Source organism: Microcystis sp. LE19-41.2A (genome assembly GCF_027530405.1).
Taxonomy (GTDB): Bacteria; Cyanobacteriota; Cyanobacteriia; order Cyanobacteriales; family Microcystaceae; genus Microcystis; species Microcystis aeruginosa.
On sequence record NZ_JAPZQJ010000586.1, the window covers coordinates 1 to 11,645 of the forward strand.

General features: G+C 46.4%; 12 protein-coding genes. 6 read left to right on the plus strand and 6 right to left on the minus strand.

The window, feature by feature from the left end; all coding sequences use genetic code 11:
* Positions 1-278: 278 nt before the first annotated feature.
* From O9290_RS24540 to O9290_RS24555, 4 genes are all read right to left on the minus strand, one after another.
* A complete protein-coding gene (locus tag O9290_RS24540; protein ID WP_002759018.1) occupies positions 279-1,499 on the minus strand; it encodes an efflux RND transporter periplasmic adaptor subunit in 1,221 nt (406 codons plus the stop codon).
* A gap of 43 nt (positions 1,500-1,542) precedes the next feature.
* Positions 1,543-1,764, minus strand: a complete 222-nt coding sequence (locus tag O9290_RS24545) for a DUF4327 family protein (RefSeq protein ID WP_002759020.1) — start codon at positions 1,762-1,764, stop codon at positions 1,543-1,545.
* 168 nt (positions 1,765-1,932) lie between these two features.
* On the minus strand, positions 1,933-2,820 hold the full coding sequence (argB, locus tag O9290_RS24550) for an acetylglutamate kinase (protein WP_288059152.1): 888 nt from the start codon (positions 2,818-2,820) through the stop codon (positions 1,933-1,935).
* 78 nt (positions 2,821-2,898) lie between these two features.
* Positions 2,899-4,122 carry a M20 family metallopeptidase gene (locus tag O9290_RS24555; protein WP_288027984.1) on the minus strand — a complete coding sequence of 408 codons (1,224 nt, stop codon included), beginning with the start codon at positions 4,120-4,122 and terminating at the stop codon, positions 2,899-2,901.
* Between the two features lie 137 nt (positions 4,123-4,259).
* On the opposite strand from O9290_RS24555, the gene O9290_RS24560 reads away from it, so the two are divergent.
* From O9290_RS24560 to O9290_RS24585, 6 genes are all read left to right on the plus strand, one after another.
* Positions 4,260-4,457 (plus strand): hypothetical protein, encoded by a 198-nt coding sequence (locus O9290_RS24560; RefSeq protein ID WP_288059153.1) that lies wholly within the window; start codon positions 4,260-4,262, stop codon positions 4,455-4,457.
* 417 nt (positions 4,458-4,874) lie between these two features.
* A complete protein-coding gene (gene cpcB, locus O9290_RS24565) occupies positions 4,875-5,393 on the plus strand; it encodes a C-phycocyanin subunit beta (RefSeq protein WP_002735500.1) in 519 nt (172 codons plus the stop codon).
* Between the two features lie 66 nt (positions 5,394-5,459).
* Positions 5,460-5,948 (plus strand): C-phycocyanin subunit alpha, encoded by a 489-nt coding sequence (cpcA, locus tag O9290_RS24570; RefSeq protein WP_002759025.1) that lies wholly within the window; start codon positions 5,460-5,462, stop codon positions 5,946-5,948.
* Positions 5,949-6,124: 176 nt separating this feature from the next.
* Positions 6,125-7,003: a phycobilisome linker polypeptide gene (locus tag O9290_RS24575; RefSeq protein ID WP_002736362.1), complete on the plus strand. Its 879-nt coding sequence runs from the start codon at positions 6,125-6,127 to the stop codon at positions 7,001-7,003.
* Between the two features lie 137 nt (positions 7,004-7,140).
* Positions 7,141-8,817 (plus strand): bifunctional 3,4-dihydroxy-2-butanone-4-phosphate synthase/GTP cyclohydrolase II, encoded by a 1,677-nt coding sequence (ribBA, locus tag O9290_RS24580; RefSeq protein ID WP_288059155.1) that lies wholly within the window; start codon positions 7,141-7,143, stop codon positions 8,815-8,817.
* A 114-nt stretch (positions 8,818-8,931) separates the two neighbouring features.
* A complete protein-coding gene (locus O9290_RS24585) occupies positions 8,932-9,696 on the plus strand; it encodes a Uma2 family endonuclease (RefSeq protein WP_288059157.1) in 765 nt (254 codons plus the stop codon).
* Between the two features lie 162 nt (positions 9,697-9,858).
* Here O9290_RS24585 and O9290_RS24590 read toward each other — a convergent pair whose 3' ends face one another.
* Together O9290_RS24590 and O9290_RS24595 are read right to left on the minus strand one after the other, a co-directional pair.
* Positions 9,859-10,917 carry a D-alanine--D-alanine ligase family protein gene (locus O9290_RS24590; protein WP_288059159.1) on the minus strand — a complete coding sequence of 353 codons (1,059 nt, stop codon included), beginning with the start codon at positions 10,915-10,917 and terminating at the stop codon, positions 9,859-9,861.
* A gap of 232 nt (positions 10,918-11,149) precedes the next feature.
* Positions 11,150-11,431 carry a hypothetical protein gene (locus tag O9290_RS24595; protein WP_288059161.1) on the minus strand — a complete coding sequence of 94 codons (282 nt, stop codon included), beginning with the start codon at positions 11,429-11,431 and terminating at the stop codon, positions 11,150-11,152.
* Positions 11,432-11,645 lie beyond the last annotated feature (214 nt).

Consider the following 11,645-nt stretch of genomic DNA (forward strand, 5'->3'; position numbering starts at 1 on the left):
TGGTGAGAGAGAGTCTATCTTTCTCTAAAAAAATGGAGAATCACGTTGGGGAACCCTTTGGTATTTTATCCATGACTACAATGCACACCTGGCAAAGGATTAAGCCGCCATCACTACTACCGAATCACCACCTGCGTTTAACCGCTATGGGATAGAGAGGTGCGTAGTTCACCCAAGGAGAATTAATCTCTCGAAGTAAAAGTGAAAGGAATTTCTGAAATGGAATTCAGTCTGTCTATATTTGACTATACTTTTACTAACTATCTCCAATGGTTTACTCAAGGATTACTGAGGATACTGACCCGGACTTTTTCCCCATTTTGCAAAGGTTTACTACTATTAACGACGAAACGCTCCCCCGGTTCGAGTCCAGTGATAATTTCTACTTGACCGTCAAGCGCTTGACCGAGACGAACGGGACGTTTTTCCACTTGCGAGTTAGACTCGGAAAGGACGAAAATGGCCGAGGATTCCCCCTGACCGACAATTGCCGTTTCGGGAACAATCACCTGAGGGGCAGAATTATTATTAAACCGTACCCGGGCCAATAATCCCCCTTTGATTAAACCATCCCCATTGGGTAGAGCAATCTCCACGGGAATCCGCCGGGCCGTGCCTTGGCTCAGGGGAAAAATCCTGGTGATGCGACCGGAAAAATTTCTCTCACCGAAAGCATCAAGGCTGACATTAACCTTTTGTCCTAAATTAATCGTTTTTAAATCCAATTCCGATAATAATACTACCACCTTGACCTGTTGAAAATCGCCAATTTTGAGGACTTCATCGCCGATACTGACTAAATCCCCCGGCTCTTTCAGTTTTTCGATAACTATCCCCGTCGCCGGTGATTTAAGAATAGCGTAGGCCTGACGTTGTTGTTCCTGCGCGATGACCGATTTTTGGGCGGCAATTCTGCCGATAATTGCCGCCACTACCTGCTCCTCGACTTTAATTCTTGAGCGCGCGCTATTAACGGCTTTTAAAGCCACTGCAGCCGCAGTTTGGGCTGTTTCACCCTGTTGCAGGGGAATCGCCCCTTCTAGGGCTAATTTTTGCAGGCGCTCGGCATCATTTTTGTCCTGTTGGTATTGTAGTTGTAGGCGCTCCACTTCAATTTCAGCGTTACTGACTTCAATTCTCGCCCGGGCTAATTCCGCTTCTAGGGACGACAGGGCGGCTTTTTCTTGCCGGACAACGGTGGCGAGGAGACGATCATCAACACGGGCGAGGATTTGCCCTAATTGCACCTCATCTCCCACATCGACGAGGAGATTGAGTAACTGACCCGTGGCTTGCGATCGCAGAGAAACGACTTTTAAAGGTCGGGTAGTTCCCGTGTAATCGAGATTGCGTTCGATGGTTGCCGGTTTAGCCCTGGTGACGTTGACGGTAGTAGTACGGGCTGCCGGTGGCGGTGGTTGGGTTTCGGTCTGGGGAGAACAACTCGCGCTTAAGGATAAGATAACCAGAGCGGAAAGGATAATCGGAGTCGATCCCATGGCGATCATCTTGGTAGAAAGCGGCTTTTGAGTCGATGGTCGCTTATTCCTCGTCCCAAGCTTCTACCGCTACCACTTCGCTGAGAGGGTCTTGCATGGAGAAACCGAAATCGAGCAACTCTTGCTTCCAGTATCCCCACTCATCTCCGTATAAAAGAGCCAGTTTCCAGATACTATCGCTAGGTTTGACTACTTTTGCATCTATCCACTTGCTAACCTTGCGTTGAAACTTCACCATCGGGTGAGCTACAGCTTGTTTGGTCATAAATTCAATTGCTATGAAAACTTCGGATTTTGCGCTTCCCAGCTAAACTAACTCAAGACTAAGACTTTTGCCATTACAAAGGAGCGAGAAGCGCGTTTATTAACTTACTTGTACACCAGATCTCTGGTTTTAGGCAAGTCTTTTTAACCAAAAGTACGGTAATTACTACTATAGATTAGTATAACCGGAGGCCACAATCATGGAGCCGATGCCTCGATCGGTGAAAATTTCCAGTAAAAGGGCGTGGGGAAGACGACCATCGATAATATGAGCAGCTTGAACTCCCTGAGCCAGCGATCGCACACAGCAGCTAACTTTGGGAATCATCCCGCCAGCAACGATGCCTTTTTGAATCAACTCCCGGGCCTGTTGGATATCCAATTTAGCCAATAAAGTGGAAGGATCCTTGTAATTCTCTAAAATTCCGGCTGTATCGGTCATCAAAATCAGTTTAGCTGCCCCTAAAGCCGCCGCTATTTCTCCGGCTACCGTATCGGCATTGATATTATGAGCTTGGCCGGTTTCATCGGCGGCCACACTGGAAATCACGGGAATATAGCCACTATTGACCAAGGATTCGACGACGCTAGTATCGACACTGCTGACTTCTCCAACAAAACCAATGCCCTCTTTACCCACGGGACGAGCAGTGATCAGATTGCCATCCTTACCGCATAATCCTACCGCTTTACCGCCGGCTTGATTGATCAGGGCAACAATTTCTTTATTGACGCGTCCCACCAGCACCATTTCTACCACATCCATGGTGTCGGCATCGGTGACGCGTAAACCGTCTTTAAATTGGGGTTCAATACCTAATTTATCCAGCCAACTATTGATTTCTGGACCGCCGCCGTGGACAATAACGGGACGAACCCCCACACAGGAGAGAAAAACGATATCTCGCATGACCGTGTCTTTGATATCGCTGTTATTCATGGCCGCACCACCGTATTTAACCACTACAGTGCGACCGCGAAATTCTTGTATATAGGGTAAGGCCTCGCTGAGGATTTTCACCCGTTGGGCATCGTTTTCGTGGGTATTATTGTTCATGCTTTTTTTACTTGTCTGATTCAGTGATCAGTTTAGCGGTTTCAGGTTTGACAAAAACTGTTCACCCTGAACGGATTTCTAGAAAGTCCTAGAATTGCCGAATTTTTCGACGCAACGGACAAAAATCTCGACTCCCATCCCTAACACCGATTCATCAAAATCAAAGCGGGGATGATGGTGGGGATAGGCTAATCCTAATTCGGGATTGGCGGATCCCAAGAAGAAATAACAGCCCGGTACTTCCTGTAAAAAGAAGGACATATCTTCCCCTCCCATGGTTTGACATTCGGGAACGATTCCGGCTGGGGTTTCCACCACTTGTGCGGCGATTGAGCGCACTAATTCCGCCATCTGATCATGATTGATTACCGGGGGATACAATTGCCAGTAATCGAATTGATAACTAGCCCCCTGACTTTGACAGATGCCTGCGATAATTTCTTCCATCCGTTGTCGGAAATAGCCCCCTAACTGGGGATTGAAATAGCGCACTGTCCCACTGAGATTAGCACTATCGGCGATCACGTTTCTAGCGGTTCCCGCCGCTAATTTACCCACAGTCACCACGGCGGCATCGAGGGGGTTAAGGTTGCGGGCGACGATAGTTTGCAGGGCGTTGACGATTTGGGCCGCCACCAGTAGTGAATCGACGGTTTGATGGGGAATTGCCCCGTGGCCGCCCCGGCCTTGAATCTGGAGATCGAAACATTCCACCGCCGCCATTAAGGCCCCATTTTTCACGCCTACTGTCCCTAAAGGCAGATTATTCCAGAGGTGTAGCCCGATAATTCCCTCCACGTCGGGATTTTTCAGCACTCCCGCTTCGATCATCGGTTTTGCACCCCCCGGCCCCTCTTCGGCGGGTTGGAAAATAATTTTTACGATCCCCTTGACATCGTGACGGTTTTGTGCTAGGTAAACTGCTGTGCCGAGGGCGATCGCTGTGTGACCATCGTGACCACAGGCGTGCATTTGGCCCGGATGTTGGGAACGATAGGGGACTTGGTTTTCTTCGGCGATCGGTAGTGCATCCATATCGGCCCGCAGGGCTAAAACTGGCCCCGGTTGACTGCCTTCGATGGTGGCGACAATTCCGGTGCCGGCGATGCCGGTTTGATGCTCAATTCCGTATTTAGTCAGGGTTTGACTGATTAAGGAGGCGGTGAGATGTTCTTGAAAGCCTAGTTCTGGTTTTTGGTGTATTTGTCGGCGCCAGTGGACTAATTGCGGCTGCAGGCAACGAATGGCAAGGCGAATTTGAGGGCAATTTAAGCTATTAGGAACGGGAAAGGAGGAAATCATCGGGTTCGGACGGCTAGATTTTTTGAGCACCGATTTCTAGTTTAACGTCGGTCGTCGGTCGTCGGTCGTCGGTCGTCGGTCGTCAGGAGATAGGGTGATAGGGTTTTGGGGTGATAGGGTTTTGGGGTGATAGGGTGATGAGACAGCTTCCCCACTTCCCCACCCCCCCACTTCCCCGCTCCCCACTTCCCCACACCCCCACTTCCCCGCTCCCCACTTCCCCACCCCCCCACACCCCACACCCCACTCCCTTCTTTACAAAACTTCATCGTAATTGGAGGGCTGGAAAGGGCAATCCTTGGGCAATAGGGGAAGGGAAAGCGGGGAAATATTAAAAAAAACTTAAAATTTTTATCTTGCTGCCCTTTATACCCTTAAAGCCTTGCTGTCTCTGATTTCCCGACGGTGAGAGGCTTTGAGCCATGGTCAGGAATTGATGACCAACTCGATCGAGTTATTGTTAAGTGACTGTTACAAAAAGACAGCAAAAAACTTAATAATATGTAACAAACAAAGTTTCGACAGCAGTGTATAAATTTAACTTGAGGGGCCAAGATAACAGACAAAAGTTAAGCTGGATACTTGTTTAACCTCCTTAGGTGATTTATGAGAGAGCCGTGAAGTTTTTTCAGGTTTCTTAAAGTAAATCGCAACAATCACGGTCAAGGCTCGTCCAGACTCACCGTGAAATCCCTTAAGAGGGAAAATTTTAATTGCAAGCAAATCCCATTTAAATTTAGGAGATTGTCACAATGTTTGACGCATTCACCCGGGTAGTATCCCAAGCTGATGCTCGCGGCGAATATTTAAGCTCTTCCCAACTAGACGCTCTGAGCGCCATGGTTGCCGACAGCAACAAACGGATGGACTCTGTTAACCGGATCACCAGTAACGCTTCCACCATCGTTGCCAACGCCGCTCGTAGCCTGTTCGCTGAACAGCCCCAACTGATCACCCCCGGTGGTAATGCCTACACCAGCCGTCGTATGGCCGCTTGCTTACGCGACATGGAAATCATCTTGCGCTATGTTACCTACGCTACCTTCTCTGGCGACGGCAGTGTTCTCGATGATCGTTGCTTAAATGGTCTGCGCGAAACCTATGTAGCTTTGGGAGTACCAGGAGCTTCCGTAGCTGCTGGCGTAAGCAAAATGAAAGAAGCTGCTTTATCCATTGCTAACGATCGCAACGGTATCACCCCCGGCGATTGCAGTGCTTTAATGTCTGAAATTGCCAGCTACTTCGACCGCGCCGCCGCTGCTGTCGCCTAGTCCCTGGGGCTAGTCTCAATTAAACCGTAGGAAACTTATTGCAAGATTATTGGGAGATACCAAACAATGAAAACCCCCCTTACCGAAGCCGTAGCAGCCGCTGATTCTCAAGGTCGTTTCTTAAGCAGCACCGAAATCCAAACTGCTTTCGGTCGTTTTCGTCAAGCTTCTGCTGGCCTCAGCGCCGCTAAAGTGTTGACCGAAAGAGCCAGTTCTTTGATCTCTGGTGCTGCTCAAGCCGTGTACAACAAGTACCCCTACACCACCCAAATGCAAGGGGCTAACTTTGCGGCGGATCAACGCGGTAAAGAAAAATGCGCTCGTGACATCGGTTACTACCTCCGCATGGTGACCTACTGCTTAGTTGCTGGTGGAACCGGTCCGATGGACGAGTACCTTATCGCTGGTATCGACGAAATCAACCGCACCTTCGACCTGTCTCCTAGCTGGTACATCGAAGCCCTCAAATACATCAAAGCCAACCATGGTTTAAGTGGCGACCCCGCAGTAGAAGCCAACTCCTATATCGACTACGCGATCAACGCTCTCAGCTAGTCCAATCGAAAAAACTGCTGGTCTGGAAAGACAGGAGGTTGTTAGCAAAAGGGTTAGCAATCACCTGTTCTTCCAGACCTTGTTATATCCATCGTCAAGGCGGCCAAGTAATCGAACTGATCCTCCCCTAGTTTTGAGGGGTCAGAAAACGATCATTTTTTTGTAGGAGAACTTTAGTGGCAATTACTACCTCAGCTTCCCGTTTAGGGACAACCGCTTTTAGCGAGGTTGCTCCCGTGGAATTACGTCCCGATTGGTCCCGTGACGACGCACAGGCGGTTATTCGCGCCGTCTATCGTCAGGTGCTAGGCAATGACTATATCATGCGTTCCGAGCGCCTTACCAGTGCCGAATCCTTACTCTGCAACGGTTCGATCACCGTGCGGGAATTCGTCCGCGCCGTGGCCAAATCGGAACTGTATAAGAACAAATTCTTCTACGGTAACTTCCAAACCCGCGTCATCGAACTTAATATCAAACATCTTTTAGGTCGCGCTCCCTACGATGAGTCGGAAGTGGTCTATCACCTCGATCTCTATGAAAACAAAGGATTCGAGGCCGATATCGACTCCTACATCGATTCCGCCGAATATACCGAAAACTTCGGCGATAGCATCGTTCCCTACTATCGCGGTTTCGCCAGCCAACCCGGTCAAAAAACCGTGGGATTTACCCGGATGTTCCAACTCTATCGCGGTTATGCCAACAGCGATCGCTCTCAGATTGCCGGCAAAACCTCCCGTTTAGCGGTGGAATTAGCCCAAAACGGCGCTTCGGCAGTGGTCGGTCCCTCTGGTGGCAGCGATGGTTGGGCCTATCGTCCCTCTGCTCAACGCAACACCCCCAGTAAAGCTCTTGGTGGTAGTGTGGCCTATGGTGATGTGGGTAAGCTCTATCGCGTGGAAATTGCCGCCATCAGCAAACCGGGTTATCCCCGTGTCCGTCGCAGTAGCAAAGCGATTATCGTCCCCTTTGAACAGTTAAATAACACCCTGCAACAGATCAACCGTCTCGGTGGCAAAGTTGCCAGCATCACCCCCGCTAGTTTGAATTAATTTTCTAGCTTAAGATAACTAAAAGTCTCCCGGGCAGCCGTCAGGTTCACCGGGAGACTTTTTTCTAGGGAACTGGCAGAAATTGACCCTCAGCAGATCGAGCAAACCTGTAGAATGAAAATAGTTCTATCGTTTTAATGCCTGTGACTGTCACTTCGATCGCTTTTGACTCTATCGATACTGCCTTAGCGGAAATCAAAGCTGGACGGGCTATTGTAGTAGTTGATGATGAGAATCGCGAAAATGAAGGAGATCTAATCTGTGCGGCCCAATTTGCCACCCCCGATCTGATTAACTTCATGGCAGTGCAAGCTCGCGGTTTAATCTGTCTGGCAATGACGGGAGAGCGTCTTGATGCTCTCGAATTACCCTTGATGGTGACAAAAAACACCGATAGCAATCAAACCGCTTTTACCGTTAGCATCGATGCCGCTCCCCATTTAGGGGTTAAAACTGGCATTTCGGCAGAAGATCGGGCGAAAACCGTGCAAGTTGCCATTAATCCGGTTACTCGTCCCGACGATCTCACCCGTCCCGGTCATGTCTTCCCGATTCGTGCTAAAGCCGGTGGGGTCTTAAAACGCGCCGGTCATACGGAGGCAGCCGTGGATCTAGCTCGGTTAGCCGGGTTGTATCCGGCGGGAGTTATCTGTGAGATCCAAAATCCCGATGGTTCCATGGCCCGTTTACCGCAACTATTTGAATACGCTCGTCAACATAATCTCAGGTTAATTAGCATTGCCGATCTGATCGGTTATCGCTTAAAACACGATCGCTTTGTCCATCGGGAAACGGTCTGTAATTTTCCCAGTCAATTCGGTACTTTTCAGCTTTATGCCTACCGAAATTTATTAGATCAAACCGAACACATCGCTATTGTGAAAGGCGATCCCGCTCTCTTTGGCGATCGCCCTGTAATGGTACGAATGCACTCGGAATGTCTGACCGGGGATGCTTTGGGATCCTTGCGTTGCGATTGTCGGCAACAGTTACAAGCTGCCCTAAAAATGATTGAAAACAACGGTTTAGGGGTGGTGGTTTACCTGCGACAGGAAGGACGGGGAATTGGCTTAATTAATAAGCTAAAAGCCTATTCTTTACAGGATATGGGACTAGATACGGTGGAAGCCAACGAAAGGTTAGGATTTCCCGCCGATTTGCGCGATTACGGCATGGGAGCGCAAATGCTCAACGATTTGGGGGTGAGAAATATTCGTTTAATTACCAATAATCCCCGTAAAATTGCCGGATTAAAAGGCTATGGTTTGGAAATAGTCGAGCGAGTACCTTTGCTGATCGAGGCTAATGATTATAATTCCAATTATCTGGCCACAAAAGCGGAAAAGTTAGGACATCTATTCCTACAAACCTATCTAGTCACCATCGCTCTCAGTTGGGGGGAAAATCCGCCGTCAATTTCGCAAAGATATCATCAATTAGAGAAATTACGGCAGTTAAGTCGCGCTAATCAATTATCTCTCCAAGAAGAAACCCGACCGGTAGCCAATGCTCTTTTTGATCGCGCCCCTTTGATCGTACATTTAGGTTTAGATATTCGTCAGGGTGTCAGCAGTAATTGGTATAAAAATCCTTCCCATCCTTATCTTCTGGTTATTGACAAGATATTAAATGACATTAAAGATTGGTCGGAAATTGAACGCTTAGAATTTTTAATTTCCGACGGAGACGATTCGATGACGGGATTACAAATGAAACTCGATCGTCAAAAAATGTCCGATGAAGATTTCTCACAATTACCACAATTAGCTACCCAAATTATCTACAGTTTTACTCGTGATTCAGCCAAAAGTTAGTTTTTTATGACCGTACTTTTGCCTCTTGCCTCTTGCCTTATCTCAACAAGCAATTTAAATATTTAACAGCGTAACAGTTATAATTAAACAAAGCTAGTATAACGGGGAAAAACTATGACAACTCTCGACATTTTACCGGAAGTTACCTGTCCCCCCACCGATTTATGGAGTGATGAACCACCTTTGGAAAGTGATCTACATCTGCAACAAATTACAATTCTGATCGGTTGTTTGGAAAGGTTATGGCAAGAAAGAAGTAATTACTATGCTTCGGGCAATCTTACCATCTACTATAACGAAGAACAACTAAAAAAACGTGATTTTTGTGGTCCTGATTTTTTTGTAGTCTTAGATACGGAAAAACATCCGCGTAAAAGTTGGGTAGTCTGGGGAGAAGGGGGTAAATATCCCAATGTGATCGTGGAAATTCTCTCCCCATCCACTGCTAATATCGATCGCAATAAAAAGAAAAATCTCTATCAAAATACCTTTCGGACTCCTAACTATTTCTGGTTTGATCCTGAAAGTTTAGAACTGCAAGGATTTAGATTAATTGCGGGACAATATCAGGCTATTGCTGCTAATGAAAACGGCTATTTATGGAGTGAACAATTAGAACTCTATTTAGGCATATTTGACCGTAAACTGCGTTATTTTACCACCGATGGTCAATTGGTTCCCACTCCCCAAGAAGCTGAATTAGAGCAAAGACAAGCAAAGGAACAGATTCTTTTAGAAAGGGAACAGATTCTTTTAGAAAGGGAACAGGAACGACAAGCGAAGGAACAGGCTATCCTCGAAAAAGAACAAGCTATCTTGGACAGGGAAAGATTAGCCCAAAAATTACGAGAATTGGGTATTGATCCCGAAACTATCTAATTGATCAATATCTCTAAGTAGTTAGGTGTTAAAAATTGTCAGTTTCCCCCCTTATTAAGGGGGGATCAAGGGGGGATCAAAGACAAAATTTATCTTCTATTTAATTAGAACCAGTTACTTAGGCTAGGTAATTCCTATCCTAGAAATGTTGGTAATTTAACCTTATTTTTCCTGTCTTTCTAAGGCTAATTGTACTAACTTATCGACCAATTTATCAAACTCTAAACCGGTGGCTTTCCAGAGTTGGGGATACATACTAAAATTAGTAAACCCCGGCAGAGTATTAATTTCATTGATCAACACTTCCCCAGTCTTTTCCACATAGAAAAAATCCACCCGCGACAATCCCGCAGCATCCACAGCTTTAAATGCTTCTACAGCCATTTCTCGCACTTGATCAGCAATTTTATCTGGAATATTAGCGGGAATCACCATACTCGATCGCCCGTCAGTATATTTAGTTTCATAGTCATAAAAATCACTATCAAAAGTAATTTCTCCCACCAAAGAAGCTTGGGGATTATCATTACCTAAAACCGCACATTCGATCTCCCTTGCGGTTACTCCTGCTTCAACAATAATCCGTCGATCATAACTAGCAGCACTATCTAAAGCAGCCTCTAATTCTTGCCGGTTGCGCGCTTTACTAATACCCACCGAAGAACCTAAATTAGCCGGTTTAATAAAACAAGGATAACCTATTTCCTCGGCGATTTGATCGCACAATTGCGGAAAAACACAGGCATTTGACCACACTTGCGAGCGGGTTATAGCCTTATACTTAACTTGGGGTAATCCAGCGGCTGCAAAAGCAGTTTTCATGGCAATTTTATCCATGCCTAGGCATGAACCCAGTACCCCACTACCCACAAAAGCAACCCGCATGAGAGTGAGTAATCCTTGTAAAGTGCCGTCTTCTCCATTCGGTCCGTGGAGAATTGGAAACCAAACCTCCATTTCCCTCACTTCCGGGGGAAATTGCCAGATATTGACTTTTATATTACTCTCAATAGCTAGGGGTTGCCCAGAGGTTAAAATTTGTCTAGCAGTTGCTGCCGAATGCCAACAGCCATTTTTATCGATATAGAAGGGGATAACTGCGTATTTGTCAAGATTTTCGGGATAATTAAAAGCTTGCAGGATCGATCGAGCCGAATTGATAGATACCTCGTGTTCTCCCGATCGACCACCAAACAACAATCCTACCTTGATCTTATCCATGTTATCCTCTCTAGACCCAGCTAGATCCTAAATTAGAGTTCAACTATCATATATACTATGGGCGGAGTTGACAATAGTTGCCAATGATTTAGATGCGGCTGTTCCTCGTGAGATAGGAGTTTTGGCAAAACCTCAAGATAAATTAATTATCGCTCATGATGAGATATGGTCGTTCTTTCCCTCAAAAAATGGATAATCACTTTGGAGCTATTCACCCCCCGAAATTGAATGATTATTTAGCTAATTTTTCCAGTTTTTTCTTAGTTTTCTGAAGTTTTAAGGCTAAATTACCCTGATGTTCGGGATAGTAAACGTGCAAGAATTCGATAAAATCCTCGATGGTACAAGGTTGATGAAATCCCCCTAAGTTACCGTGGAATTCTTGGTGAATTTCTTCTTTAATAGTCACCAAATTCAGATCTAATGTCGCTAGATGGGGATATTTCTGGGCAGAGTAAAGATGATGGACAGCGAGATTAAATTTATTATTTCTATCCGGTTTTTGCCCTGTCACCTGACAAGTGTTTTTATCTCTAGTTTTAGCTCGTTTTTTAGCCTTTTCAATCTCGATTTTTTGTTTGGTATCGCTGAGAGGGGGACAAGCGAGCTAGAAGGTAGATAGGGCAAGCGATATCGCTCTTTGTCCTTTGATGTAATCCTTCAACCGATAGCGGCTAATTTGCATTAACTCTTCTATATTTTTTGGGAACATTTGATGTAGCTGGAGC